Here is a 26,512-nt window from a genome sequence, read left to right on the forward strand (position 1 = left end):
GCGCGCGCTCAGGCGTCCACGTTCACCGCGGTCTGCCGCGTCAGGGCGGTGGCCGAGTGCCCCGCGTGCAGCGTGAACACGCCGGGCTCGACCTGCCAGCGGCCCGCCGCCCAGTGCGCGAAGGCCCGCGGCTCGACGGTGACGGCGACCTCGACCGTCTGATCGGGCTCGGCCTCGACGGCGGCGAAGCCGGCCAGCCAGAGCACGGGGCGCTCGACCTCGGAGCCCGGCCGCGACAGGTAGAGCTGGACCACGTGGCGACCGCGGCGGGGCCCGACGTTGCGCACCTGCACCCGCGCCTCGACCGCCTCGCCCGCGGCGACGCTCGCCGGCGCGTCGATCCCGAGGATCTCCCAGCGCGTGTAGCCGAGGCCGTGCCCGAACGGGTAGGCCGGGGTGACGCCGGCGCGGGCCCAGGCCCGGTACCCGATGTTCAGCCCCTCGGCGTAGATCAGCTTGCCGTGCTCGGGCTTCGTCGACAGCACGGGCACGTCCTCCTGGCGCGCCGGCCACGTCGTGGGCAGGCGGCCGCCGGGCTCCACGGCGCCGAGCAGCACGTCGGCGACGGCGCTCCCGAACTCCTGGCCCGGGAACCACGTGAGGAGCACCGCGGCCACCTCGTCGCGCCAGGGCAGGGTCACCGGCCCGCCCGAGTTCACGAGCACGATGGTCCGCGGGTTCACCGCCGCGACGGCGCTGACCAGCGCGTCCTGGCGGCCGGGGAGCCCGAGCGCGCTCCGGTCGAAGCCCTCGCTCTCGATCGCCTCGGTGGTGCCGACGACCACGATCGCCACGTCGGACGAGCGCGCGAGCTCCACGGCGCGCGCGAACTCCTCGTCGTCGGACGGCGCGGGGACCTCGACGCCGAGGGAGAACGCCACCGCGACCGCGCCCGGCTGGACCGAGTGCGTGAGGGCGAGGTCGAGCTCCTGGCCGGCGGCGAAGGTCAGCTCGGCCGCCCGGTGCGGCGGGGCGAGCAGGGCCGCGGCGAGGTCGTCCTTGTCCGGCGCGATCGCCTCGTCGAGGAGGACCTGCCCGCCGCCGGTGAGGCGGTAGGCGCCCACCCCGGCCACGCCGATCCGGTAGCGGCCGGCCTCGGCGGCGCGGAACCGCGCCGTCACCTCGATGAATGCGGCCCGCTTCGCGCGCTCGTCCCCGATGAACGTGAGGCGCCCCACGCCGCGATGCTCCTCGTGCACGACGTTGCCCTGCGCGTCGAGGAGCCGCACGCGCACGCCGTTCTCGCCGGTCGCGGGGTCGACCACCTGGTCTCCGGCGACGGGCACGAGGCCTTCGTGGATGCGGGCGCCGACGGCGTGGAGCACCTCGGCGCGCTGGCCGAGCGCGGCGCGCAGCCCGTCGAGCGGCGAGACCGCGTAGTGCGGGTGCACGCTGGCGCTGCCGCCGCCCTGGATCCGCCCCTCGGCGGCGTTCGGGCCGATCACGGCGACGCGCCGCAGGCTGGCCGCGTCGAGGGGGAGCGCGTCGCCGTGGTTGCGCGCGAGCACCATGCCGGCCGCGGCGGTCTCGCGGGCGAGGCGGGCGGCGTCGGCGGCGGGGAGCTGGGCCGGCGCGGGGGCGGCCGGCGCGACGCCCTCGAGGGCGCCGACCCGGGCGGCGAGCCGGAGCAGGCGGCGGACCTTGTCGTCGACGGCCTGCTCGGGCACGGCGCCGCTCCGGACGGCGGCGACGAGCGCCTGACCCCACGGCCCTTCCGGGCCTGGCATGGCGAGGTCCATGGCCGCGCGGCCCGCGGCCTCGGTGGAGCGGGTCGCGAACCAGTCCGAGACCACGACGCCGTCGAAGCCCCACTCGTCCTTGAGCGGCGAATCGAGCAGGGCGTTCTCGGTCATGGTCGGTCCGTTGACCGCGTTGTACGAGGCCATCACGAGCCACGCGCGCGCGCCGGCGATCATCCGCTCGAACGGCGCGAGGTAGAGCTCGCGCAGCGTGCGCTGATCGACGCGGACGTCGACGGTGAACCGCTCGGTCTCGGAGTCGTTGGCGACGTAGTGCTTGGGGGTGGCGCCGACGCCGTGGGCCTGCAGCCCGCGGACGTAGGCCGCGCCGATCCGGCCGGTGAGCAGCGGATCCTCGGAGAAGCACTCGAAGTGCCTGCCGCCGAGCGGGCTGCGGTGCAGGTTGACGGTCGGCCCCAGGACGACGTCGACGCCCTTGCGCCGCGCCTCGGACGCGAGGAGGGCGCCGAGGCGCTCGATCAGGGCCTCGTCCCAGGTGGCGGCGAGGGCGGTGGCGGAGGGGAGGCTCACCGAGGGGTCGCGCTCGTCCCAGTGCTCGCCGCGCACGCCGACCGGGCCGTCCGAGACGACGATGCGGCGCAGGCCGATGGCGGGCTCGGGGTAGGTGCTCCAGAAGTCGGCGCCGGTCAGCAGGCGGACCTTCTGCTCGAGCGACAGCGCGGCGAGGGCGTCCGCCACCCGCCGCTCGACGGCCTCGGGAGAATGATCGGTCTTCTGGGGATGAGCGGACTGCGAGTCGGCGACGGCCATGGACCCTCCTGGGAGCGCAGAGGCGAAGCGCGGAGACGCCGCCCCGCGGCGGCGCGCCAGAACGGTACGTAGAACATCAAGGAAACACCAGGTGCACAGGAGAGCCTCGATCGCGCGTGTTGGCGGGCACGCGCGGGCAGGCGCAGAGCCCGCCGCGGGGCGCGCGGGGGGCTGGGGGGCGGATGCCGCCGGGGTGCGAGCGGCGCGCCTGATTCCATAGGTCAGGATGGCCGGCCCGGGGTCCGGTGAGAGAGCTCAACGGCGCGTGATGGGTTTCAGATCGCCACCTTGCCTTCGAGATAAAAGATACACGCGCCCTCCAGCTCGACGCGACCATCGACCAGCCGGCAGACGAGCTCTCCGCCGCGCCTGGAAGCCTGGAACGCGAACAATGCCGTCTTGTTCAGCCGCGCCGCCCAATACGGCGTCAGCGCACAATGTGCGCCGCCTGTGACGGGATCTTCCGGGATCCCCTTGGCCGGCGCGAAGTAGCGGCTGACGAAATCGTACGACGCGTCTCCCGGCGCGGTCACCACGACCCCTGCGCGGTCCATGCGCGCAATCGCAGCGATGTCCGGCGACAGCGCGCGCACGGCCTGCGCATCCTCCAATACCGCGATGTAATTGAATGTATCGGTGAGCACCTCCACCGGAACATCGCCGAGCGCCTCGGCCAGGTTGGGCGGCGGCGTCGTCGGAACAGGCTGTCGAGACGGGAAATTCATGACATAACCGGTCTGCGTCCGCCGCACCGTCAAAGGTCCGCTGGCCGATTCGAAGATCACCTCGGTGCGGCCGGGCTCCAGGCGCTCCATGACGACCGCCGCGCTCGCCAGGGTCGCATGGCCGCAAAGCGGCACCTCCGTCGTCGGCGTGAACCAGCGCAAGCGATAACGCTCCCCGTCAGGGACCAGAAACGCCGTCTCGGCCAGGTTGTTTTCGGCCGCGATGTTCCGCAACAGCGCATCATCCCAAAAGTGATCCAACAGCATCACCGCAGCCGGGTTTCCCGCGAACAGACGGCTCGTGAAAGCATCCACCTGGTAGATCGGTATGATGTTCATAGATGTGTTGCTGCAAATTCAAATCAGCGCGAAGGCCATGACAATGTGGACACCGAGCGCAATGCCCTACATTGCCTGGGCGCGCGTCTCCAGCCATGTCCTAGCGGTTCCATCGACGTGCGGAAGGATGTCTGACCCGCGACTACGGGCACGCGCAGACGCCGCCGTGGTGGGAGCAGCAACCCCGCTTCACGTAGGTGCAGGTCGGCGACAGCGTGCCGTCGCAGCAGCAGACGCGGCCCTCGGACGCCGGCCGCGGTCGCGCCGGCGCAGCTCGCCCGCCGCCCGGTCGCGCCGGGGCGGGCGCGCCTTCGGCCTCGCGCTGCTCCTCGGCGGCCCTCGCAGCCTCGCGCTCGGCGATCAGTCGCCGGCCCTTCACGAGCGACGCGCGCACCTGGGCCGCGCGCTCGTCGCGCGGGGCGGCGCCGGCGAGGTAGCGGAGGAGGGCGTCGCAGGCCGCGGCGTCGCCCTGCTGGGCGCAGGCGAGCTCGCCCGCGGCGAGATCGAGCTCGGCCGCGTGGGCCGCCTCGTCTCGCCGGCGCGCCTCCTCGGCGGCCTCGAGCTCGGCGCGGCGGCGCTCGGCCTCCGCGGCCTCGTCGGCCTGCCGCTGCGCCTCGATCCGCGCCTGGCGCGCCTCGCGCTCCTGCCGGTACCGGGCGACGAGGGCGCTCGCGGCCCGCAGATCGGCCTCGGCGCCCTCGCAGAACGACGCGCACCGGTCGACGCGGTCCCGCGCTTCGAGCTCCAGCACGAGGCAGTCGGGCTCGCTCCGACAGCCGCGCGCCAGGCGGGCCGGGAGCCCGTCGTCGTTGCGCGATCCGCCGCCGGGATGGCATCCGGCGGCGAGGACGGCGAGAGAAAGCCAGAAGACGGCAAGGCGGCTCACTGGGGTGATTCTCGTGCCGCGCGCGAAGGACGTCGAGGCCTCGGGAGGCGGGACCCGAGAAACCCGCAGGAGCACGCGCTCGCGTACGCCGGACGAGGACGGGAGAGGCCGCCACGGCTGCCGAGCCTGCCAACCACGCCGTCGCCCTCGGGGACGACACGGCGGCTCGGGCGTCCGCGATGGGATCGGTCAGCTGCTCGGGCTGACGGTGCAGATGCATAGGTAAGCCATTGAACGTGTAGGTACGTCATCGATGGGGGATGTCTTGTCCCCTGAGCGCAGCGACAGTAGGAAGCTGGGAATGCGTCGACACCTGACGAGCCGCGCTCTCGCCTCGATCGCCGTCACAAGCCTCCTCGCGACGACGGCCTGCAGCTCCGGCGGAGACGAGTCCCCCGCTCCGGACGAGGAGGCCGTGGTCACCGTCGCCCAAGCCCGCGCCCTGACCGAGGGCTCGACGGCGACGGTCGAGGGTTTCGCCACGGTCGCGCCCGGCACCTTCAGCTCGGCGACCAGCGAGCAGGGCTTCGCCCTCCAGGACGCCACCGGGGGGATCTACGTGAGCCTGCCGGACGCGCTCGATTTCGGCCTCGATGCCCGGGTGCGCGTCACGGGGCAGCTCGGGCAGACGGCCCAGCAGACGGTGCTCAACGCCGCGGCGGCCTCGGTCACGGTGCTCGATGGGACCGAATCCATCGCGCCGACGGACGTGAAGACCGGCGACGTCGGAGAGCCCGTCGAGGGGCTGCTGGTCCGCGTGAAGGGTAGCGTGACCACGGCCGTGGAGGACGACCAGCCCTACGGCTTCCAGGTGTACATCGACGACGGCTCGGGCGAGATCCAGGTCTTCGTGCATGTCGTGGACGGCGAGCCCGTCATCGACACGACGTCGCTCGAGGTCGGCCTGGCCATCGAGGTGACCGGCCTCGCCGCGCAGTACGAGGAGACCTACGAGGTCGCGCCGCGCCGGGCAGGAGATCTCGTGCTCGTGGAGCAATGAGCGGGCGCGACGGCGTGTCGAGCGCGAACTCCGCCCCTCAGGGCAGCTCGGATCTCGCCGAAGATCTCGTTGTTGCCGAAAGGGGCGTTCTTTGTCGAACGCGTCGACGGACGTGACGAGAAGGCCGGAGGACGCTGGCAAAGACGAGGAGGCGGCCGTCCTGGCCGCGGCGCGCGCCGGAGACCACGCGGCGTTCGCCGCGCTGAGCGAGCGCTACCGCCGTCGGCTCCGCGCGCACTGTTATCGCATGCTCGGCTCCTTCGACGAGGCCGAGGACATGGTGCAGGAGGTCCTGCTCCGCGCCTGGCGCGGCCGCGAGGGGTTCGAGGGGCGATCGCTGTTCCGCACCTGGCTCTACCGCATCGCCACCAACGCCTGCCTGAACGCGCTGGAGCGCGCCCCTCAGCGGGTCGTGCCGCAGGACGTGGCGCCGCCGGTCACCGCCGCCACCCCGCCGTCCGAGGCGCGCTCCGCGCCGCCGTGGGCGCCGGAGGTCCCGTGGCTCCAGCCGTTCCCGGACGACCTGCTCGACAGCGGGCCGCCGCCCGACGCCGCGGTGGAGGCGCGCGAGACCCTCGCGCTGGCGTTCCTGGCCGCGCTGCAGCACCTGCCGCCGCGCCAGCGCGCCGCGCTCGTCCTGTCCGAGGTGGTGGGCTGGTCGGCGGCCGAGATCGCGGACCTGCTCGAGCTGACCGTGCCGTCGGTGACCAGCGCGCTCCAGCGAGCGCGCTCGACATTGCGCGAGCGCCTCCCCGCCGGGGCGCCGGACGCGTCCGCCGTCGCGCCGGCCACGGAGCTCGAGCGCGCCGCCCTCAAGGTGTTCATGGACGCGTGGGAGCACGGGGACACCGCCGAGCTGACCCGGCTCCTGCGCGAGGACGCGCGCTGGGCGATGCCGCCCGCGCCGCTCTGGTTCGACGGCCGCGCGGCGATCGCCAACCTGCTCGCGCTGTTCCCGCCCCGCTGGAAGGGGCGCGCGTTCAGGATGGTGCCGGTCGGCGCCAACCGACAGCCGGCGGCGGCGGCCTACCTGCGCCCGCCGGGCGAGTCGGAGTTCCGGCTGTCGGGCGTCCACGTGCTGCGCGTCTCTGACGGCCAGATCGCGGAGATCATGACGTTTTCGCCCGAGCTGTGCGCCGGGTTCCGGCTGCCGGCGAGCCTCACCGATTAGTTTTTCGCCGCCTCGGGTCTACGCGGCAGGACCACCAAAAGGAGACCCGAGATGAAGAAAACGACCTCCAGGGACGGCACCACCATCGCGTTCGACCAGACCGGGCAGGGGGCGCCGGTGATCCTGGTGATGGGCGCGTTCAACGACCGGACGACGGGCGCGCCGCTGTCGGCGTACCTGGCGCGGCGGTTCACCGTGCTCGCCTACGATCGCCGCGGGCGCGGCGACAGCGGCGACGCGGCGACGTACGCGATCGACCGTGAGATCGAGGACCTGGACGCGGTGATCCGGGCCGCGGGCGGCGCCGCGGCCGTCTTCGGCTACTCCTCCGGCGCGCTGCTCGCGCTCGGCGCCGCGGCGCGCGGCCTGGCCATCACGCGGCTTGCGCTCTACGAGGCGCCGCCCGCCGGGGGGCCGCCCGCCCAGCCCACAGAGCACGTGCAGGCGCTGGCGTCGCTGGTCGCGGCCGGGCGTCGCGGCGACGCCGTGGAGTACTTCCAGCGGCGCATGGTCGGGATCCCCGACGAGGTCGTGGCCCAGCTCAGGCACGCCCCGTTCCGCCCCGCGCTGGAGGCGATGGCGCACACCCTGGTCTACGACGCGACGATCGTCGCCGACGGGCGCATCACCGCCGCGCTCGCGGAGGTCCGCCAGCCGACGCTGGCGATCGCCGGCGATGCGAGCGCGCCGGTCATGCGCCAGGTCGCCGAGACGCTCGCCGCGCGGCTGCCCGGCGGACGGGCGGAGACGATCGCGGGCGCCACGCACCACATCGAGCCCGCCTTGCTCGGGCCGGTGCTGGAGCGCTTCCTCGACGGCTGAGCGTCCGCGGGGTAGTGAGCGACGCCTCGGCCATGAGCCTCTCGACCGTGCTCCGGGTCCTCGGCCGCGACGACGGCGAGGTCCACAGCGTGTTCCGCACCGGATCGCGCGTGTACGGCACCGCGACCGCGGCGTCCGACGAGGACTTCGTCGCCGTCCTCGCGCGGCGCGACGCGAAGCAGGACCTCGCGTTCGCGCCCGGCGTCAACGTGGTCGTCCACGGCCTCGACACCTTCCGCGACGCCATCGCCGAGCACAGCGTCTTCGCGCTGGAGTGCCTGTTCCTCCCGCCCGAGCACCGGCTCAAGGAGGCGAGGCCGCCCTTCCCGTTCAAGCTCGACCGGAAGAAGCTCGCCGCGTCGGCCGCGAGCCGCTCCGCGTCCGACTTCAAGAAGGCCGGCGCCCGCTTCGACGAGGAGCCCGAGGCCTCGAAGAAGAAGCTCTTCCACGCGCTCCGGGTGCCGCTCTTCGCCGTGCAGATCGCCGAGACCGGCGCCATCCGCGACTACGGCGCCGCGAACCCGTACTGGCGCGAGATCCTCGGGGACGAGCGCCTCGACTGGGAGCCGTACCGCGCGACCTACGGCCCGCTCCGCGAGGGGCTCTGCGCGCGGCTCGCGGCGCTGGCCTCACGGCGGTAGCCGCGCCGGCCTCAGGGCGGCGGTCCTTCCGCGGGCGCTGCCGCGAGCCGCTGCGGCCGGATCTCCTGGTGCATCCAGTGCTCGTCCGTCTGCACGTGCCCGCGCCGCACCCACTTGGCGAGGCACCGCTGGAACGCCGCGTCCGGGAACTCGCCCGCGACCCGCACCACCACCCCCTCGCGCGGGCCGCCGAACGCCGATGGCTCACGCGCCAGCGCGCTCGTCAGCGCCTCGAGCTCGCGCTCGCCCTCGACGCGGCCCCGGAACAGGACAGGCACCGTGGGGAGCCCCAGGTCGTTCGCCTGGGCCACGACCATGTCCCAATCCCAGAAGAGCCCCCGCGCGTCGTCGCGCACGCCGAAGACCAGCGAATAGCCCGGCAGCGCCTCGTATTCGATGGAGTGGACCGCATAGCAATACTCGCAGAAGACCGACGTGCCCTCCGAGAGCAGGTGAGCGATGCGCGCGTGGGTGGCCTTCGCGAGATCGAAGCTCGGGTGAGACGGAGGGCCCGAGTGCGAGCGCGAGAAGACGCTCTTTCGCGTGTACGTGAGGTTGCTCCCGTCGCACTTCTCGGTGATGACGATCTCCACGCCGAGCAGCCCCGACACGTCGGCCATCCTCTTGTCGTCGGACGTGCCGCCCGGCGACCACGGAAGGTGGAACGAGCGCGGGTATTTGGCGGACATGGGAGCGCCAGGGTAGCACCGGCCGCCCGGCGCGGACATGCTACGGTCCTGGCGCCGTGCGTGCCTGCGTCAGCGCGCGCTCGCCAGGGGGTGCTCCACCATGTCCGCTGCGTCCTCGCTCCTCGATCTCCTCACGCCCGATCCGGAGCGTGTCCCCTGGGACGAGCTCCAGGTCTTCGACTGGATCCGCGCGCTCGAGGGCTGCCCGCAGGACCCGATCCACCACGCCGAGGGCAACGTCTGGATTCACACCCGCATGGTGCTGGAGACGCTCCTCGGGCTGCCCGAGTGGCGAGCGCTGCCGCCGGAGGAGCAGCGCGTGGTGTACCTGGCGTGCCTGCTCCACGACGTGGCGAAGCCGGCGACCACGCGCGAGGAGGAAGGTCGGATCACGGCCAAGGGCCACTCGCGCGCGGGGGAGCTGCTCGCGCGCCGCCTGCTCTGGGAGCTCGGCGCGCCGTTCGCGCTGCGCGAGCACGTGTGCGCGCTCGTGCGCTACCACCAGATCCCGTTCTACCTCATCGAGCGGGGCGACGCGCAGCGCATGGCCGCCGAGATCAGCCTCCAGGCGCGCTGCGATCTGCTCGCGCTCGTGGCCGAGGCCGACATCCGGGGGCGCGTCTGCGCGGACATGGGGCGCATTGTCGACAACATCGAGCTCTTCCGCGAGCTCTGCCGCGAGGAGGGGTGTTACCGGGAGCCGCGCGCCTTCGCGTCGGATCACACACGCTTTGTGTATTTCCGCTCCGATCCTGCGGGCGGGCGCCACCCGGACGTGGAGGTCTATGACGACACGCGCGCCGAGGTCGTGGTGATGAGCGGGCTGCCGGGCGCCGGGAAGGACACCTATGTCCGCAACCACTTCGCCGACTGGCCGGTCGTCTCGCTGGACGCGCTGCGGAGCGAGCTGGAGATCGACCCGACCGATAGCCAGGGACAGGTGGTCCAGGCGGCGCGCGAGCGGGCGAAGGAGCACCTCCGGCGCGGGGAGCGGTTCGTGTGGAACGCGACGAACCTGTCGCGGCAGCGGCGCGGGCCCGTGCTGCAGATGGCGGCGGACTACGGGGCGAGGATCCGCGTGGTCTACGTGGAGGTGCCTCGCGCGGTGCTGTTCGCGCAGAACCGGGCGCGGGAGGCGGCGGTGCCGGAGGCGGCGATCCGGCGGATGATCGAGCGGTGGGAGATCCCGGGGAAGACGGAGGCGCACGAGGTCGTGCTGGCGGTGCGCGGAGAGGGGTAGGCGCGCGGGGGAGCCAATCCCGAGCTGACCGGCCCCCGGAGAGGGTGTTCGCCGCGCCGGGGCGACGGCTGGACGGCGCCGGGCGGAGCGCCCCGCCCGGGCCGGCCGGCTGCGCTCGCAGGCGCGACGCGGTAAGCTGCGGTCCGGAGCGACGTATGCCCTTCCAGAGCGAGAACTCCCCCGTCCCGATTCCCCCGCCCGGCGAGGACGAGCTCCCGTACGACGATGGAGAGCCGATGGAGTCCGAGCGCCACCGCGCACAGATGGACATGCTCATCGAGGTGCTGAAGCTCTTCTGGCACGACCGCGACGACGTGTACGTCGCCGGCAACATGGCCATCTACTTCAGCGAGCTGCAGGCGAAGAAGAACGACTTCCGAGGCCCCGACGTGTTCGTCGTGCTCGACACCAACCGGCGCGAGCGCAAGTCATGGGTCGTCTGGCAGGAGGACGGGAGGACGCCCGACGTGGTGATCGAGCTGCTCTCCGAGAGCACCGAAGCCGTCGATCGCGGCGAAAAGATGCGCGTCTACGCGAAGCTCCTGCATGTGCCGGAGTATTACCTGTTCGATCCGTTCTCGGGCGCGCTCGAGGCCTATGCGCTCGATCGGGCCACGCGGTCCTACGTGCCGGTGCCGCCCGAGGCGAACGGCGACGTCGTGAGCGCCTGCCTCGGCCTGCGACTCGGCGTACGCCGTGGCACCTACCTCGGCCGCGAGGCCGACTGGCTGCGCTGGCTCGATGCCCAGGGGCGCGTGCTGCCGACCGCCGAAGAGCAGGCCCGCGCCGCCGAAGAGCAGGCCCGCGCCGCCAGCGACGAGGCGAAGCGGCTCGCCGCCCGGCTCGCGGAGTACGAAAAGCGCTTCGGGCCGCTACCGGGCAGCGGCTCGGACTGAAGCGACGAGCCCCTCTCTGCCCCCACGGCGCCCCCGCGCCCTCCCGGTCCACCCCGTCCGCAGCCCTACGCGCTGCCCTCACCGCCCACGCGCGCATCCCCCAGGCGCCCCAGGATCTCGTCCACCGTCTGCTCGACCGTGAAATCCGATGTGTCCAGCCACAGGCCCAGCCGCGGCGTCTCCTCGCGCAATACGCGGTCGAAATCGAGGACCGCCGAGGTGTCCTGATACCCGCGCTTCGCTCGGCCCGCCTCCCGCGCCGCGACCACGGCGGGACGCGGGCAGAGGACCACCACGTGCAGAGGACGATGCGCGTAGCACCGCACCACCTCGGCGAGCCCAGCGCCCAGGATGATGTCCTGGTGGACGACGGTGAACCCGGCCTCGAGATACAGGTCGGCCGCCGCCGCCGCGATGCGGTACCGGAGCCGCAGCTGCCGCTCGGCCTCCTCGGAGAGCTCGAAACCCAGCTCGGCGCGGCCACCGACGATCATGCGACGAAACACGTCGCCCCGCAGATGCACGCTCCTCGGCAGCCGCTCGGCCAGCCGCTGAGCGACCGTCGACTTTCCAGCGGCCATGAGCCCCGTGATCAGGACGATGGCCGGAGACTCCAGCAGGCTCCCTCGCGCGGTCATGACGGACGATCCTTCCTCCTCGACCCCCCGGCGCTCCCCTCCGCTACCTCCGCCCGAACCCAGGCGCCAGCATCGCCGTCCACCGCGCCGGGCTCTTGATCCGCTCCCGCGCCATCACCGCGTCCGCCACAAGGATCCGCTGCAGCCCCTTCTCGCCGCCGAGCAGCTCGCCCGCCTGACGCCGGGCCGCCGCGGCGTAGATCGGCATGTCCGCGGCGTCGAACCCCGCCGCCGCCGCCTCCAGCTGCGCGATCGCCTCGTCCCGCTCGCCGCGCAGCTCCGCCGCGCCCGCCCGGAGGAGCGGCACGAACGGGTCGGACCACGCCGTCCTCTCCCGGGCGAGCGCGGCCGCGTCCCGCAGCGCCGCCTGGATCAACGGCTCGGGATCGGTCGCGCCCTCGGCCGCGGCCAGCGCCGTGCTCGCGCGCTCCACGTGCGCCATCACCCGGCTGTTCTGCATCATCAGCAGCATCGAGCCCTCGATCTTCGGCCACGCCTCCGCGAGCCGCCTCAGCGCCGCGCCGGCGCGGCCGGCGTAGCGGTCGACGTAGGTCTCGCCGAGCAGCCCCACGAAATGCTCGAGGTGGAACCCCGACGCCGTCCACCGCGACAGCGCCCCCGCGACCGCGCTGCGCGCCGCCGCCACGTCGTCCGACGCGAGCGAGACCCACGCCGCCTGCGCGCCGAAGATCGCCGCCGCATAGCGATCGCCCCGCTGCTCCGCCCCCCGGAGCACCGCCGGCATGGTCCGCGCGAGCGCGTCGATCTGCCCACGGTAGTACCGCATCCACGACGTCATCAGCTGCGTCGTCGCGAGCTCCCAGGCGACGCCGGCGCACCGGTCGCGCAACATCTCGTCCGCCCGCTCGTACCAGTCGGACGCCGCCCGCCAGCGGCCCGCCGTGAACGCCTCGAGCATGCCCGACACCATCATCGACAGGCCGAGGAGGTGCGGGCTGTCGAGCCGCTCCGCGAGCGCGCGCACCGCGGCGACGAGCTCCTCCGCGCGCGCCCGGCCCGGCGACCCGATCATGCACGCGGACGACGCCTCGAACGCGAGCGCGCGGCCGATGCGGTACGGCTCGCCGGCGCGCAGCGCGAGCAGCAGGGCGCGCGCCGAGAACTCGGCGGAGCGGACCATGTCGACCGCCGACAGGCCCACCGTCACCGTCCAGCAGGCGTCGATGCGCGCCAGGTCCTCCGGGCGCACCTCCGCCTCGGGCCGCTCGCGGAACCGCAGGCCCCGGAGGCGCAGCTCCGCCCGGTGCAGGAGCAGCGCGACGAGCGCGCGCCGCGGCGTCTCCGGGAACGACAGGCCGACCGCCGCCAGCACGGCGCGCACGTGCTCCAGCCCCTCGTCGATGTGCCCGCTCCGCAGGTACTGCTCCGCGGCGCGGCGGCGGAGATCGAGCGACCGCGCGCCGTCGTCCCCCTCCGCCGCCGCCGCGTAGAGCCTCGCCGCCTCCGCGCCCTTGCCCGCGTCGACGAGGGCGTCGGCGCACCGCACCTCGAGCGCGCGCCGCTCCGCCTCCGGGACGGCCGCGCCGCGCGGGAGCAGGTCGAGCGCGAGCTCGTAGAGCCGCGCCGCGCGCTCGAACGCGAGCGCCTCGGCCGCCTGCTCGGCCGCGACCGCCGCGAGCTGCCCCGCGCGCGCCCCGTCGCCCGCGCCGAGCCAGTGCCGCGACAGCGTCTCGGCGTCCGCCGTCCCGAGCGCCTCGAGCGCCCGCGCGAGCCGCCGGTGCCGCGCCGCGAGCTGCTCCGGACCGAGCCGGCCGACCACGGACGCGCGCACGAGGTCGTGCGACGCCTCGACGAGCTCGCCCTCGCCGGCGGGCCGCGCGACGATCAGATCCTCGGCGCGGAGGAGCGCCATCGCCGGCGCGCGCTCCTCGCCGTCGACTTTCGCCGCGCGCGCGGCGACCGCCGCGTCGATCGGCTCCCCGGCGACGGCGATCACCTCGAGCAGCCGGAGCGCGTGCTCCGGCAAGCGGTGGAGCCGCGCCCCGAGCGCCCGCTCCCACGCGGCGTCGCCCCGCGCCCCCATGTCGCCCGCCGGCTCCTGCGCGTCGAGGACGAGCTCGCCGAGCAGCCGCGGGTTACCCCCGGAGGCGCGGGCGATGGCGTCCGCCCGCGCGCGGGTGCCCTCGCCGCGCGCGAAGAGGAGCGCGAGCGCGAGCTCCTCCGCCTCGAGCGGCAAGAGCGGCCCGACCTCGATCTGGCGCAGCTCGCCGTCCCGGCGCGGCGGCGGGGCCCACTCGAGGCCGAGCGAGGCGGGCTCGGTCGGCGCGGGGGCCGGGCGCGCGGCCCCCATCCCGTCGAGCAGCGCGCGGAGCGGCGCGCTCGCCTCGACGTCCTCGGCGCGGTAGCTGCCGAGGAACATCATCGCGGGCGCGTCGGGCGGGCGCGTGAGCTCGAGCAGGAGCGCCACGCTGTCGGCGTCGATGAACTGGAGGTCCTCGATCGCCACGACGAGCGGGCTGCGCTCGGCGATGCGCCAGAGCAGCTGCCGGAGCGCCGCGAAGCAGCGCTGCCGCAGCTCCTGCGCGTCGGGCGACTCGCTCACGCGCGGCGCCGACGCGACGGCGGGCACGCGCGAGAGCGCCGGGAACACCCGGACGAGCGCGCGGACGTCGCGCGGCAGGAGCCGCTCCGCCTCCTCGGCGGAGACGCGCCGCAGGAAGCGGCACAGCGACTCCATGACGCCCCCGAACGCCTTGTAGGACTCGGTCGCCCCGCTCGCGCAGCGCCCCCGCAGGACGACCGGCCCCTTGTCGCGGCGGAGCCCCATCAGGAAGTGGTGGATCAGCGCGCTCTTGCCCATGCCCGCGCCGCCGCGGACGAGCACGCAGGTGGGCCGCTCCAGGAAGAGCGCCTCGGCGGCGCGGTGCAGGGCGCGCAGGTGCGGGCGGCGGCCGATGAAGTGCGCGATCGTCGGCGGCACGAGCGAGGGCAGCGCGCTCTCCGGCGCGGCCTCGGCGCCCGACGCGGCCTCGGCGCCCGGCGCGGCCTCGGCGCCCGGCGCTGGCGCTGCGCCCGGCGCTGGCGCTGCGCCCGGCGCTGCCTCGCCCCCCGGCGCTGCCTCGCCCCCCGGCGCTGGCGCGGCGCCCGCCGCTGCCTCGGCGCCCGGCGCCGGCGCGGCGCCGCCCGGGTCCTCCGCTCCGCGCCCCCCGCCCGGCGCCACGGTCACTTCTTGCTCAGGAACGCATCCATCGCCCGGCGGTGCTCGGGGCCGTTCCACTGCTCGGCGAACGCCCGCCGCTCGACCTCCACCGCGGAGGCGCGCAGCGCCTCGCGCACCTTGCACAGCGCCCGCTTCATCGCCGCGACCGAGGTGCGCGGGCTGTCGGCGATGCGGTTCACCTGCGCGATCGCGCGGCTCCGCGCCGCGCCGGTCGGGACGATCTCGCTCACGAGGCCGATCCGGAGCGCCTCGGCGGCGTCGATCCGCTCCGCCGTCAGGAGCAGCCGCGACGCCTCCAGCGGCCCCACCCGCTCGCAGAGCCGCGTCAGCCCGCCCCACGCCGGCGACAGGCCCATCTTGACGTGGCGGAACGAGAGCGCGGCGTGCTCCTCGACGATGACGAAATCGCAGAGCAGGAGCAGCTCGCAGCCGCCGCCCAGCACGTCGCCCTGCACCGCCGCGACGATCGGCACCTCGCTCTCCTCGAACGCCGAGAGGCCCTCGAACATCGCGAGGACGTCGCCGCTCTCCGCGCCGCCCTCGGCGAGCGCGTGGAGCTCGCGGATGTCGCCGCCCGCCACGAAGACGCCGCCGCTCGCGGCGGTGATCACGACGCCGCGCACGCGCGGGTCCGAGGAGGCGAGGCGGATCGCCTCGCCGAGGCGCCTCGCGAAGGCGCTGTCGATGGCGTTCCGGCACTCGGGGCGATCGATGGTCAGGACGACCGCATCGCCGGCCGCCTCGACCCCGAGGGTCACGAGGCGGCCCTCCGCGCGCCCCTCCCGTTCGTCAGCACCGCGGGCTTCCTGCGGCTCGCGCCAGACCCGTTCTCCGCCGCGCGGCTGAGCCGCCGCGTCGGCGGCATGCGCTCGTCGTGGATCACCTCGGCGATCCGCGCCTCGAGCGTGCGGCGGCTGAGGCCGCGCTGCTCCGCCGCGTACCGCTCGGCGTAGCTGATGATCGCGCCCGCGACGTCGACGCCGCTCGCGCGCTCGATCCCCTCCAGCCCGGGCGAGCTGTTGATCTCGAGGATCTTGGGCCCGGAGCGCGCCTCGAGCATGTCGACGCCGGCGACCTCGAGGCCCATCGCCTTCGCGGCGCGGATCGCGACGCTCCGGTAGACGCGCGGCAGCTTCACCCGGTCGCCCTTGCCGCCGCGGTGGAGGTTCGAGCGGAACTCGCCGGGCTTCGCGACCCGCCGCATCGACGCGACCACGCGGCCGCCGACGACGATGACGCGGATGTCGCGCCCCTTCGACTCGCGCACGTACTCCTGGAGCACGATGTCCTGGCCCATGGCCCAGAACGTCTCGAGCAGCGCGTGCACGGCGTGCGGCGTCTCGGCGAGCATGGTGCCGATGCCCTGGGTGCCCTGCTGGAGCTTCACGATCGCGGGGCAGCCGCCGACGAGCGAGAGCGCCGCCTCGACGCCGGCCGGGCTGCGGGCGCAGACGGTGATCGGCACGTTGAGCTTGCGGCGCGTGAGCAGCTGGAGCGCCCGCAGCTTGTCCCGGCTCCGCGCGATCGAGACGGCGCCGTTCAGGACCGGGACGCCCATGAGATCGAACTGGCGGACGACGGCGAGGCCGTAGTTGGTGATGCTGGCGCCGATGCGCGGGATCACGATGTCGAAGCGGGGCACCGCCGAACCACCGACGAGCAGCGACGGCCGACCGCGCGACACCACGATCTGGAAATCGAGCGGATCGATGACGCTGACGTCGTGACCACGCGCGCGCCCCGCGAGCACGATGCGGCTCGTCGAGTAGAGGGACGCGTTGCGCGACAGGACGAGGAATCGCATGTGGCCCGGAGGCTAGCAGAGCCCGCAGACTGCGTGGATGGGTGCGCGAGCCGATTCATGTTTCGCGCCTCTTCTACGAACGGCCCGCGCGGCGTCTCCCGCGGCCCGCGCCGCCCGCGCCGTCCGCGCCGCGTCGCGCGCCGCGCCATCGGCCCCCGTTTTCCATGCGGCCCAGCGCGGCGACGCGCGGGGGCCGCTCGATTTCGGCGCGGCGGACCGGGCGCGGGCGGAAGCGCGGCGGCGCGGCGCTTGCGCTGGAAAATGTTTCGTGTACGAATTTTTTCGGTCCGCCGGCGAGGAGGGGTTCGCGATGTGGCAGCCGTTCACGGAGGAACATCAGCAGTTCAGGAAAACGGTGCGGGCCTTCGCAGAGAAGGAGCTCGCTCCACACGTGGAGGAGTGGGAGGCGTCGGAGTGCTTCCCCAACTGGGTGTTCAAGCGCGCCGGCGAGCTCGGGATCCTGGGCGCGCACTTCCCGGAGGAGCACGGCGGCGCCGGGCTCGACTATTGGTTCTCGGCGGCGAAGGCCGAGGAGCTCGTGCACTGCACGATGGCGGGCGTCTCGATGGGGCTGCTCGTCCAGAGCGACATGGCCACGCCGGTGATCAGCGACATCGGCACGGAGGAGCAGATCGAGGAGTTCCTCCGGCCGGCGCTCGCGGGCGACAAGATCGCGGCGCTCGGGGTCTCGGAGCCCGGGGCCGGCAGCGACGTGGCCGGGATCCGGACCACGGCGCGCAAGGACGGCGACGACTACGTGCTGAACGGCCAGAAGACGTTCATCACGAACGGGACGCGCGCCGACTTCGTGACGCTGCTCGCGAAGACGTCGCCGGACAAGGGGGCCCACGGCTGCTCGTTCTTCCTCGTGCCGACGGCGCTCCGCGGCTTCAACGTCGCGAAGAAGCTGAAGAAGATCGGCAACAAGTCGTCGGACACGGCCGAGCTCTTCCTGGAGGACGTGCGGGTGCCGCGGCGCTACCTGCTCGGCGAGCCGGACCAGGGCTTCGCGTACCTGATGCAGAACTTCCAGACCGAGCGGCTCGTCGCCGCCGTGGGCGCCATCGCGAGCTCGTTCGTGACGCTCGACAGGTCGGTCGAGTACGGGCGCGAGCGGACGGCGTTCGGCAAGCCGATCATCAAGCGCGAGTCGTGGCAGCACAAGTTCGTGGACCTGTACACGCGCTGCGAGGCGGCGCGCGCGTTCGTCTACAAGTGCGTCGACCACTACAACGACGAGCGGTACGTGCGGAAGGTGCCGATCAGCTTCGACACGGTGAAGCTCATCTCGATGGCGAAGATCCTGGCCGGCGACGTGGCGAACGATGTCGTGGACACCTGCCTGCAGTTCCACGGCGGCTGGGGCTACATCGAGGAGTTCCCCATCGCGCGCGCCTGGCGCGACCAGCGGCTCCTCCGCATCGGCGGCGGGACGACCGAGACGATGAAGTACTACCTGGCGAAGCTGATGAACTTCTGAGGGCCGCCCGCCCGATCGGCCACCCCCGGCGGGGACCGCGCGCGGCCCTGCCGGGGGGCGCAGGAGCGGCGAAACGGGCCTGGCGGACGCAAGGCGGACGGAAACGACGCGCCGACGAAAAAAAGTAGAGACAAGCGGAGCGAGAGGCTGTAGATATGCCGCTCCCAACGAACGGGGCTGTAGCTCAGCTGGGAGAGCGCATGACTGGCAGTCATGAGGTCAGGGGTTCGATCCCCCTCAGCTCCACCGATAGGACCGACGGACTCCCGCGGGAGTCCATCACGCCGCGCCTGCCTGCCGGCGTGCTTCTTCAGAGCCTTCTTTAGCTGCGCGTCTCGCGCGGCGCGCCGCCTGGCGCCGCCCCGCGGCTCGGACCGAGCAGCAGGCCGGCGCGGGGGCGCTCAGAACGCGCCGAGGTAACGCGGCGGCAAGCCGACCCGCGGATCGACGTGGAAGGCGCCCGCGTGCACGAGCGCGCGGCCGTCGGCGCCGACGTCGAAGCGGTGGACGACGCCCCCTTCGGTCTCGGCATCCGCGGCGAGGCACCGCCCGCACGCCTCGGCGCAGCGCACCTCGCCGAGGGAGAACGGGAGCTCCTTCGAGCGCAGCAGGACCTCGGGCTCGCCGCGCTCGGGCGCGGAGCCGGCGAGCTCGACCGCCGTGAGCGTGTCGTCGACCGGCCCCCCCTCGCTGAGCGCGTCGCGGCCGAGCGTCGAGAACAGGAGGCGATCCTCGGCGGCGAACGCGACGGAGAAGCCGGGCGTCCCCGCGCCGAGCTCGGCGGCCGTCCAGCGCGCCTCCTCGACGAGGCCCCCATCGCGGCGCGCGAGGACGACGAGGCCGGCCTCGCCGACGTTCGACGTGGCGTCGCCGCCGAACGTCCCGGGGCACACGACCGCGAGCCTCGATCCGCCGGCGGACGCGGCCAGCCCCCCGCACCCGTGGAGCCCCTCGAGCACCGTGACCTCCCGGATCGCGTCGCTGCGCGCGTCGATCTCGACCAGGCGCGACTCGGCCGACGCGACGAAGTCGAGCGAGGTCGCCGTGAGCAGCACGTAGACGCTGTCGCCGACGAGCACCGCGCGGCCCGGCCGGGGGTAGAACGCCGGGTCCTCCCCGGCCAGGGCGGGCGCGAGATCGATCCGGCCGACGATCGCGCGGGCGCCGGGGTCGACGACGAGCACGTCGCTCCCGCCGTCGATCGGCGCGGCGTCCGGGTCGAGGTTCGGCTCGTGGCGCGTGACGTACGCCTTGCCCGGCGAGACCTCGACGTAGTCCTGCGGGTTCGCGCGGAACGCGGTGGCGACGGCGAGCTGCCCCGCGGGCTCGCCGCTCCGGACGTCGATCCACGTGAGCACGGACGCGGACCGGTCGAGCAGCACCAGCCGATCCCCGCGGACCGGCGTCGTCGGGACCACGACGTCCCCCGAGAGCGGCGAGGCGAGGCCGGGCGAGCTCGATCCCGACGAGAGGATCGACGCGGAGAGCGCCGCGCCGTCCCAGCTCACCAGGCTGACGTTCGTGGACTGGTAGTCGCTGCTGACCACGACCGCGCCGCGCCCGCACGGGCCCGCGACGACGTCCGTGCCGCCGGTGCTCGGCGGCGGCTCCGGCGCGTTGCACCCGATCAGCGCGCGCGCCGCCCCCGCGGCGAGGATCGTCCGAGAGAGGGCCCCGAGGGCCGCCCCCCGCCCCAGGTCGATGCGAGACGCCGTCACCACCACACCTCCGTCGCTGCGTGAAAGCTCCGCCCGGGGAGCTCGAGGTTGAACAGATCGAACGTCCTCGCGGCGAAGACGTTCGCGATCGCGAAGCGCGCCGAGACCCGCCGGAGCGCGAGGACCGCGAGCTCCACGTCGACCGTCGCCTGCTCCGGGAGCGGCCGGAGACCCGCGGGGTCGGCGGCGCGCGAGGCGCGGTAGAAGAGCCGCGCCGAGAGCGAGGCGCGGTCGACGCCGAGCCGCGCGGGCTCCGCGTACACCTCCAGGGACGGCGCCGCCACGAGGCGCGCCTGGTACGGGATGAGGTCGTTCGCGACCGCGCGGCCCGGCGAGGTGTCCCGCGGGTCGAGCGCGGTGAGCGCGAGGCCGGCGCGGACGTGGTCGAGCGCCGAGGCGGACGCGGTGAGCTCCAGGCCGAGGACGCGCGCGCTCGCGACGTTGTACGGCCGCAGCACGCCGATGAAGGCGGGGCGGTGCGCGACGAGCCCCGAGGCGAAGCGCGAGAAGCCGAGGATCTCGAGGGAGATCTCGGCGCGCGCGGCCGGCGCCGCCGCGGCGAGGCGGACGCCGAGCTCGGCCGAGAGGCCGCGCTCGGGGGCGAGCTCCGGGTTGCCGACGACGATCGGCGAGCTGCCGTGGAGCTCGCCGAGCGCGGGGACGCGCACGTAGCGGCCGAGGTTCCCGAAGAGGGAGACGCCGCCGCCCGCGAGGCGGAGCCGGGCGCCGAGGCGGCCGCTCGGCTCGAGCGCGTCGACCGGACCGCCGGCGCCGCCGTGGCTCGTCCGGTGGAGCTCCACGGCGCCGAGCGCGTAGCCCTCGAGCGAGGGGATGGGGGCGTAGCGGAGGCTCACCGACGCGCGGGAGGTGGCGCGCGAGGCGCGGAGCGGCGCTCCGCCGACACGATCGAGGGCGATGAGCTCGCGCTCGTGGGCCGCCGAGGCCGAGACGGCGAGGTCGTCGGCCGGGCGGTAGCGGACGGCGGCCTGGCCGGCGCCGCGCGCGCCGCGGCTCTCGACGAGCGGCGACAGCAGGCCGAGCTCGCCCCGCGGATCGCGGACGACCTGGCTCGAGAGGATCGCCGAGCTCGTGAGCTCGAGGCGGCACCGATCGACGCCGCCCGCCTGCGGGCCGGCGCACGGGGCGGCCGCGGCGATCGCGCCGAGCCAGCGCTGCACATGGGCGCGCGCGGCCCGCGCCGGCGTCTCCGAGAGGCCGGTCGCGCCCTGGTCGCGCGCGAAGCCGTTGCCGATCGCCGTGACGCTGCCGCCGCCGGGCAGGCGGTAGCGGCCGACGCTCCAGAGGTCGTAGGCGTCGGCGTCGGCGTTCGGCCTGGGCAGCGCGCGCCCCGTCCGGCGGTCCGTGACGAGGTAGTCGTTGTCGGCGGCGCGCCGGCCGATCGCGATCATGGCGCCCGCGCGCTCGTCGCCGAGGCCCGCCGACGCCCACGCGGCGCGCTCGCCGAAGCTGCCGGCGCCGAGCCCCACGGAGGCGCGGGGCGCGCGCGGCAGCGACGGCTCGAAGAAGATGGCGCCGCCGATCCCGAGGCGATCGGCGTGCTCGGGCGCGTTGCCCCGGTAGACCTCGACGCGCTGGATCATCCAGAGCGGGACCATCGAGAGATCGGCGGTGCCGGTCACGTCGTCGTTGAGCCGGACGCCCGCGAGGTACACCGGCGTCTCGGCGCTGCTCGCGCCGCGGATGGACGCGGTCGCGAGGTCCGACGCGGCGCCCGTGCGGGAGACCTGCAGGCCGGGGACGCGGCTCAGCACCGCGGACGCCGCGGCGCCCGGCGCGCGGAGCTCGTCGCCGCGGATCACGTGGGACGCCGCGGTGGGATCCCGCGCGGCCACGGTGGACGCGCGCTGCCCCTCGACGCGCACCTCGAGCGCCCGGCCGCGCGGCCGGGCCGGCGCGCTCGCGGCCGGCGCGGCGACGGCGTCGCCTCGTTCGTCGCGCGCGCCGCCGCCTTCGCGCGCGCCGCCGCCTCCGCGCGCGCCGCCGCCTCCGCGCGCGCCGCCGCCTCCGCGCGCGCCGCCGCCTTCGCGCGCGCCGCCGCCCGCCGCGCCCTCCCGGCCTCCCGCGCCCGCCTCCTGGCCCCGCGCCCGCGGCGAGAGGCCGGCGGCGGCCACGAGCGCCGCGCAGGCGAGCGCCCAGGGGCGCCTCACGGGCACAGCGCGTGGACGACGCCCACGGCGTCGAGGTCGAAGACGTCGGGCGTGCCGGCGCGATCGGTGATCCGCACGAACCGCGCGAGCGGAACCCCGATCTCGGCCAGATCGAACGGGTCGCCGCCCGCCGACGGCGGGTCGAGCGGATCGATGCCGTTCTCGTCGGGGTTGGCGTGCACGGGGTGCCATCCGGCGCAGCCGTCGTACGGATAGCGATCCGCGGCGCAGGGGAACGCCGACCAGGCGGCGCCGTCCTCGCTCACCTCGACCGTCGCGAGCTCGGCGAACACGCTCGCGGCGTCTTCTTCGCCGCGCGCGAAGGCGTTCTCGAACACCAGGAAATCGGCCCCGGGCCCGTCGACGATCGCGTTGCCCTCGAACGCCACCACGATCGACCCGCCGTCGCCGAGCGAGAGCACGTCCAGCGAGCCGCCGCAGCAGCCGGCGCCCCTCGGCGGGCCGAGGACGACGTCCGGGTACCGGTCCTGTCCGAACCCCTGCCCCGGCCCGAAGCAGGCCGACACCACGCGCGTCGCGAACCGCGCGCCCGGACCGCCGCACGCCGCCTCGCCCGCGCCGGGAGCGCCGCCCTGGCCGCCGGAGAGGCACGAGCCGCCCGCGCCCGCCGCGGCGGGCTCGCCGGCCCCGTCGTCCGGGGGCGCGCCGGCGCCGCCGCACCCGGACAGGACGCTCGCGGAGGAGCAGAGGCAGACGACGAGGGCACGCAGCGACATCCTGGACCTGTTCGAGCGAGCGCGCGCCGCGGCATCTCCACGTCGGCGGCGGCCGGCCTGCCTCGGTCCCGCGAGGATCTGCGTCTCCCCATCTCCCCGGAGCGGGACCTCTTCGGCCGCACGGGCGGCTATCACGGGCCCCCGGGACGGTCAACGCGCTTCCCCGGCCCCCCGCGGGAGGGTAGAAAACCCGAAACATGGCTCTCTCGCCTCCCTGGGTATTCCCGGAGCTCGACGCGAGCGCGGCGGGCGCGGCGCGCGCGCGGCAGGACACGCTGACCAAGCCGCGCGGCAGCCTCGGGGCGCTCGAGGATCTCGCCGTGGCGCTCGCGGGCATCCAGGGCGGGCCGCCCGCGAGCCGGCCTGCGGCCGCGGTGCTGTTCGCCGCCGATCACCCCGTCGCCCGGCACGGCGTGTCGGCCTACCCGGCCGAGGTCACGGCGGCGATGGTCGCGAACTTCGTGCGCGGCGGCGCCGCCTCCAGCGTGCTCTGCCGGCACCTCGGGGTCGAGCTGCGGGTCGTGGACGTCGGCGTCGCCCACCCGTACGAGCGCGCGGGCGGCGCCGGCGCGCAGCTGCGGCGCGACCCGGTCGCCGACGATCCCATCGGCGACCTGCGGGTCGAGGACGCGCTCTCGGAGGCCGTCTACGAGCGCGCGCTCCGCGCCGGCGCCGCCGAGATCGACGCGCTCGGGGGCGACACGCGCGTCGTCCTGCTCGGCGAGATGGGCATCGGCAACACCACGGCGGCGTCGTCCATGGCGGCGCTGCTCCTCGGGCTCGCCCCGGAGGACGTCGTCGGCGCGGGGACGGGCGTCACGGGCGACGCGCTGTCGCGCAAGGTCGAGGTCGTGCGCGACGCGACCCGGCGCGTCCAGGGCGCCTCGAGCGCGTTCCGCGCCGATCCGCGCCGCGTCGTGCGGGCGGTCGGCGGCAAGGAGATCGCCGCGCTCGTGGGCGCCATGGCGCGGGCGATCGAGCGGCGGATGGCGGTGCTCGTCGACGGCTTCATCGTCTCGACCGCGGCGCTCGCGCTCGTCCGGATGGACGCCCGGGCGCGGGCGGGCATGCTCTTCGCGCACCGCTCGGCCGAGCGCGGTCACGCCCACGTCCTCGCGGCGCTCGAGGCCCGCCCCTTGCTGGATCTCGGCATGCGGCTGGGCGAGGCGAGCGCCGCCCTGGCCGCGCTGCCCCTGCTCGACGCCGCGTGCGCCCTCCACGCCGGCATGGCGACGTTCGCGAGCGCGAGCGTGCCCGACCGCGCGCCGCCAGGGACTCCATGACGCTGCCGCCGGTGCTGCGCGGCGCCCGCGCGGCGACGACCTTCCTCACGCGCGTCCCGGTCGGCGGCTTCCCGTACGCGGATGCGGACTGGCGCTGGGCCTCGGCCTGGTTCCCGTTCGTGGGCGCCGGCCTCGGCGCCGTCCAGGCCGCGGCGTGGCTGCTCGTCGACCGGGGCGGCGCGCTCGTCGCGGCCAGCGTCGTCGTGGCGCTGGGCCTGCTCCTCACCGGGGCCTTCCACGAGGACGGGCTCGCGGACACGGCCGACGCGCTCGGCGGCGCCTTCGATCGCGCGCGGCTGTTCGAGATCCTCAAGGACAGCCGCATCGGCTCGTTCGGCGCCGCGGCGCTGATCGTGGTCCTCGTGCTGCGCATCGCCCTGCTCGCGCGGCTCGACGGCGCGGCGCCGGTCGCCCTGGTGCTGACGCAGTGCCTCTCGCGCGCCCCGCCGATCTGGCTCATGGTCGCGCTGCCGTACGTGACCCAGGGCGGCTCGCGCAGCCGGCCGGTCGCGCGGGCGGCGCTCCCGCAGGCGCTCCTCGGCTCGGTGTGGCCGGCGCTCTCGCTCGCCGTTGCGCACGCCGCCGGGGCCGTCTCGGCGGCCGAGGCGGCGGCCATGCTCGGCGCGGCGGCCGCCGCCGCGGCGGTCTGCGGCCTCCGCTTCCGCGCCCGCGCGGGCGGCATCACCGGCGACTTCCTGGGCGCGACGCAGCAGATCGCCGACTGCGCCGCGCTGCTCGCCCTCGCGCTCGCGCGGGGCGGCTGAGCCGCGGGCGCGCCGGCATGGATCCCCTCGCCCCTTCGCTCATCGCGTTCCGCCACGCCCCCGTCGCGCTCTCCGGCGTCTGCTACGGCCGCCTCGACGTCGCCGCGGAGCTCGCGCCCGGGGACGCCGCGGCCGCGATCGAGCGCGCGCTCCGCGACCTCGATCTCCGCCCCGGCGTGGTCTGGTCGTCGCCGCTCTCCCGCTGCGCGCTCCCCGCGGCCGAGCTCGCGGCGCGCCTCGGGGTGCCGCACGCGATCGAAGCGCGCCTCGTCGAGATCGCCTACGGCGCCTGGGAGGGGCGCGCCTGGTCGGACATCGAGCGCGGCGACCCGGACGCGTACGCCGCGTGGCTCGACGGCTGGGAGCGCGTCGGGCCGCCCGGGGGCGAGTCGGCGATCGAGGTCGAGGCCCGGGTGCGGTCGTTCTGGCGGGCGCTCGGCGCGTCCGGGGCGTGCGGCGCGCCCCGCGACGACGCGGCGCACGCCGGTGCGCGCCCGCACCTCCTGGTGGCGCACGCGGGGGTGATGCGGGCGCTGCGCGTCGTCGCCTGCGGCGCCACCTGGCCCGAAGCGATGAGCGCGCCCGCGCCTCACCTCGCGCCCGAGCGCTTCCCGCTCCCCGCGCCCGCCCTTCTTCCGCTGGCGGCCCCCTGAGGGGCGCGTACCCTCCTCGGGCATGACCCCGCACGAAGAGCTCGCGCTCCTGCTGCGCCCGGCGGCTGGAGGCCTCTACCTCGTCTCGACCGGGCGCGCGCAGCAGCTCGAGGTCCAGCGACGGCTCTACGGCGCCTCGACCCAGGACGAGGTCTTCGCCCGGTTCCGCGCGTCGTTCGACCGCATCGCCAGCGCGCGCGCCGTCTTGCTCGGCGTCCCCTCCGACGTCGGCGCCGGGTTCCTCCGCGGCTCCAACATGGGCCCGCAGGCGATCCGGACCGCGCTCCTCGACGCTCACCCGGATTTCCCCGAGCGGGCGCGCGACATCGGCCTCGTCGACATCGGCGACGTGTTCGTCGTGCCGCAGCTCCTGCACGACGACATGCTCTCGGAGGCCCAGAAGGCCGCGTCGCGCCGCGCCCTCTACCCCGGCGTGCCCGAGCCCGTGGCCGCGCGGCTGCCGGTCTCGCCGCTCTCCATCGCCGAGCGCGCGCTGGATCTCGTCTTCTCGATCAACCCGGACGTCGCGCCCATCGTGCTCGGCGGCGATCACTCCACGGCCTTGCCGGTCGCGCGCGCGATCGCGACCGCGCGCGCGCGGGGCGCGCGCCAGCGGCCGTGGGGCATCGTGCAGCCCGACGCGCACACCGATCTCCTCGAGGAGCGGCTCGGGGTCGCGTACTGCTTCGCCACCTGGTCGTACCACGCGAACGAGCTGGTCGGGCGGGGCGGCCGGCTGACCCAGGTGGGGGTCCGCGCCTCTCAGAAGCCGCGCGAGCACTGGGAGAGCCGCTACGGCGTGCGGCAGTTCTGGGCGGCCGAGTGCCGCGCCGATCCCGAGGCGGCGCTCGACGCCATCGTCGCGCACGTGAAGAGCACCGGCGTCGAGGGCGTGTATTTCTCGAACGACATCGACGGCACGGACGCCGCGTACGCCGACGCCACCGGGACCCCGGAGCCGGACGGCCTCTCGCCCGATTTCGTTGTCGCGCTCATCCGCCGCCTCGGGCGCGAGGTCGGCCTGATCGGCGGCGACGTGATGGAGGTGGCGCCGGCGCTCCAGCCGACGCCGGAGAGCGCGGCCCGCACGCTCGCGCTCGCGGTGCGCTACCTGCGCGAGACGATCGAGGCCGTCGTCGGCCGCGCGCTCGCCTGACCCGGCGCTCT

22 protein-coding genes and 1 tRNA gene are annotated in these 26,512 nt (G+C 75.0%); 12 read left to right on the top strand and 11 right to left on the bottom strand.

Translation table 11 applies throughout. The features are described 5' to 3' along the window. Nucleotides 1–8: 8 nt before the first annotated feature. The 3 genes from WME83_RS40330 to WME83_RS40340 form a co-directional block, all read right to left on the bottom strand. The gene (locus WME83_RS40330) at nucleotides 9–2,510 is read right to left on the bottom strand and encodes a beta-glucosidase (protein WP_437315031.1); all 2,502 of its coding nucleotides are present in this window, start codon (nucleotides 2,508–2,510) and stop codon (nucleotides 9–11) included. Nucleotides 2,511–2,785: 275 nt separating this feature from the next. Continuing rightward, nucleotides 2,786–3,574: a PhzF family phenazine biosynthesis protein gene (locus WME83_RS40335; RefSeq protein WP_437315032.1), complete on the bottom strand. Its 789-nt coding sequence runs from the start codon at nucleotides 3,572–3,574 to the stop codon at nucleotides 2,786–2,788. A gap of 142 nt (nucleotides 3,575–3,716) precedes the next feature. Next, the gene (locus WME83_RS40340; RefSeq protein ID WP_437315033.1) at nucleotides 3,717–4,460 is read right to left on the bottom strand and encodes a hypothetical protein; all 744 of its coding nucleotides are present in this window, start codon (nucleotides 4,458–4,460) and stop codon (nucleotides 3,717–3,719) included. 301 nt (nucleotides 4,461–4,761) lie between these two features. On the opposite strand from WME83_RS40340, the gene WME83_RS40345 reads away from it, so the two are divergent. The 4 genes from WME83_RS40345 (at nucleotide 4,762) to WME83_RS40360 (ending at nucleotide 8,094) form a co-directional block, all read left to right on the top strand. After that, complete coding sequence (locus tag WME83_RS40345) at nucleotides 4,762–5,460, top strand: OB-fold nucleic acid binding domain-containing protein (protein ID WP_437315034.1); 699 nt, start codon at nucleotides 4,762–4,764, stop codon at nucleotides 5,458–5,460. Nucleotides 5,461–5,572: 112 nt separating this feature from the next. Continuing rightward, nucleotides 5,573–6,631, top strand: coding sequence for an RNA polymerase subunit sigma-70 (locus WME83_RS40350; RefSeq protein WP_437315035.1), 1,059 nt, complete (start codon nucleotides 5,573–5,575; stop codon nucleotides 6,629–6,631). Between the two features lie 51 nt (nucleotides 6,632–6,682). Next, entirely contained in the window at nucleotides 6,683–7,453 is a 771-nt protein-coding gene (locus tag WME83_RS40355) for an alpha/beta fold hydrolase (protein ID WP_437315036.1), read from the top strand. A 32-nt stretch (nucleotides 7,454–7,485) separates the two neighbouring features. Next, nucleotides 7,486–8,094, top strand: coding sequence for a hypothetical protein (locus WME83_RS40360; RefSeq protein WP_437315037.1), 609 nt, complete (start codon nucleotides 7,486–7,488; stop codon nucleotides 8,092–8,094). Nucleotides 8,095–8,105: 11 nt separating this feature from the next. Here the strand turns inward: WME83_RS40360 and WME83_RS40365 are convergent, their stop codons facing one another. Further along, on the bottom strand, nucleotides 8,106–8,783 hold the full coding sequence (locus WME83_RS40365; protein ID WP_437315038.1) for an RNA ligase family protein: 678 nt from the start codon (nucleotides 8,781–8,783) through the stop codon (nucleotides 8,106–8,108). Nucleotides 8,784–8,883: 100 nt separating this feature from the next. On the opposite strand from WME83_RS40365, the gene WME83_RS40370 reads away from it, so the two are divergent. Continuing rightward, complete coding sequence (locus WME83_RS40370) at nucleotides 8,884–10,023, top strand: AAA family ATPase (RefSeq protein ID WP_437315039.1); 1,140 nt, start codon at nucleotides 8,884–8,886, stop codon at nucleotides 10,021–10,023. A 155-nt stretch (nucleotides 10,024–10,178) separates the two neighbouring features. Further along, nucleotides 10,179–10,919: a Uma2 family endonuclease gene (locus WME83_RS40375; protein WP_437315040.1), complete on the top strand. Its 741-nt coding sequence runs from the start codon at nucleotides 10,179–10,181 to the stop codon at nucleotides 10,917–10,919. Nucleotides 10,920–10,984: 65 nt separating this feature from the next. On the opposite strand, the gene WME83_RS40380 is transcribed toward WME83_RS40375, so the two are convergent. The 4 genes from WME83_RS40380 to WME83_RS40395 are packed head-to-tail and all read right to left on the bottom strand — an operon-like array spanning nucleotide 10,985 to nucleotide 16,542. Beyond that, entirely contained in the window at nucleotides 10,985–11,557 is a 573-nt protein-coding gene (locus WME83_RS40380) for an AAA family ATPase (protein WP_437315041.1), read from the bottom strand. 43 nt (nucleotides 11,558–11,600) lie between these two features. Next, complete coding sequence (locus WME83_RS40385) at nucleotides 11,601–14,738, bottom strand: AAA family ATPase (protein WP_437315042.1); 3,138 nt, start codon at nucleotides 14,736–14,738, stop codon at nucleotides 11,601–11,603. Between the two features lie 2 nt (nucleotides 14,739–14,740). Next, on the bottom strand, nucleotides 14,741–15,496 hold the full coding sequence (locus WME83_RS40390) for an enoyl-CoA hydratase/isomerase family protein (protein ID WP_437315043.1): 756 nt from the start codon (nucleotides 15,494–15,496) through the stop codon (nucleotides 14,741–14,743). Beyond that, nucleotides 15,493–16,542 (bottom strand): RimK family alpha-L-glutamate ligase, encoded by a 1,050-nt coding sequence (locus WME83_RS40395; RefSeq protein WP_437315044.1) that lies wholly within the window; start codon nucleotides 16,540–16,542, stop codon nucleotides 15,493–15,495. The genes WME83_RS40390 and WME83_RS40395 overlap by 4 nt, the downstream gene beginning before the upstream one ends. Nucleotides 16,543–16,852: 310 nt before the next feature. Here WME83_RS40395 and WME83_RS40400 point away from each other — a divergent pair, with 310 nt between their 5' ends. Together WME83_RS40400 and WME83_RS40405 are read left to right on the top strand one after the other, a co-directional pair. Next, a complete protein-coding gene (locus WME83_RS40400) occupies nucleotides 16,853–18,022 on the top strand; it encodes an acyl-CoA dehydrogenase family protein (protein WP_437322097.1) in 1,170 nt (389 codons plus the stop codon). A 173-nt stretch (nucleotides 18,023–18,195) separates the two neighbouring features. Next, nucleotides 18,196–18,268 (top strand) — tRNA-Ala (locus tag WME83_RS40405). A 155-nt stretch (nucleotides 18,269–18,423) separates the two neighbouring features. Here the strand turns inward: WME83_RS40405 and WME83_RS40410 are convergent. The 3 genes from WME83_RS40410 to WME83_RS40420 are packed head-to-tail and all read right to left on the bottom strand — an operon-like array spanning nucleotide 18,424 to nucleotide 22,645. Further along, nucleotides 18,424–19,740, bottom strand: a complete 1,317-nt coding sequence (locus WME83_RS40410; RefSeq protein ID WP_437315045.1) for a hypothetical protein — start codon at nucleotides 19,738–19,740, stop codon at nucleotides 18,424–18,426. Beyond that, nucleotides 19,737–21,908: a TonB-dependent receptor plug domain-containing protein gene (locus WME83_RS40415; protein WP_437315046.1), complete on the bottom strand. Its 2,172-nt coding sequence runs from the start codon at nucleotides 21,906–21,908 to the stop codon at nucleotides 19,737–19,739. The genes WME83_RS40410 and WME83_RS40415 overlap by 4 nt, the downstream gene beginning before the upstream one ends. Further along, nucleotides 21,905–22,645 carry a hypothetical protein gene (locus WME83_RS40420; protein WP_437315047.1) on the bottom strand — a complete coding sequence of 247 codons (741 nt, stop codon included), beginning with the start codon at nucleotides 22,643–22,645 and terminating at the stop codon, nucleotides 21,905–21,907. The genes WME83_RS40415 and WME83_RS40420 overlap by 4 nt, the downstream gene beginning before the upstream one ends. 197 nt (nucleotides 22,646–22,842) lie before the next feature. Here WME83_RS40420 and cobT point away from each other — a divergent pair, with 197 nt between their 5' ends. From cobT to WME83_RS40440, 4 genes are read left to right on the top strand one after another with little or no spacing between them, the layout of a single operon-like run. Continuing rightward, nucleotides 22,843–23,928, top strand: coding sequence for a nicotinate-nucleotide--dimethylbenzimidazole phosphoribosyltransferase (gene cobT, locus WME83_RS40425; RefSeq protein WP_437315048.1), 1,086 nt, complete (start codon nucleotides 22,843–22,845; stop codon nucleotides 23,926–23,928). Then, the gene (locus WME83_RS40430; RefSeq protein ID WP_437315049.1) at nucleotides 23,925–24,692 is read left to right on the top strand and encodes an adenosylcobinamide-GDP ribazoletransferase; all 768 of its coding nucleotides are present in this window, start codon (nucleotides 23,925–23,927) and stop codon (nucleotides 24,690–24,692) included. The genes cobT and WME83_RS40430 overlap by 4 nt, the downstream gene beginning before the upstream one ends. Nucleotides 24,693–24,709: 17 nt before the next feature. Then, nucleotides 24,710–25,345, top strand: a complete 636-nt coding sequence (locus WME83_RS40435) for a histidine phosphatase family protein (RefSeq protein WP_437315050.1) — start codon at nucleotides 24,710–24,712, stop codon at nucleotides 25,343–25,345. A 22-nt stretch (nucleotides 25,346–25,367) separates the two neighbouring features. Further along, nucleotides 25,368–26,501: an arginase family protein gene (locus tag WME83_RS40440; protein WP_437315051.1), complete on the top strand. Its 1,134-nt coding sequence runs from the start codon at nucleotides 25,368–25,370 to the stop codon at nucleotides 26,499–26,501. Nucleotides 26,502–26,512 lie beyond the last annotated feature (11 nt).

Origin of the sequence: Sorangium sp. So ce385, from assembly GCF_051474135.1 — a bacterium.
In the GTDB taxonomy this organism is placed as follows: Bacteria; Myxococcota_A; Polyangia; order Polyangiales; family Polyangiaceae; genus Sorangium; species Sorangium cellulosum_D.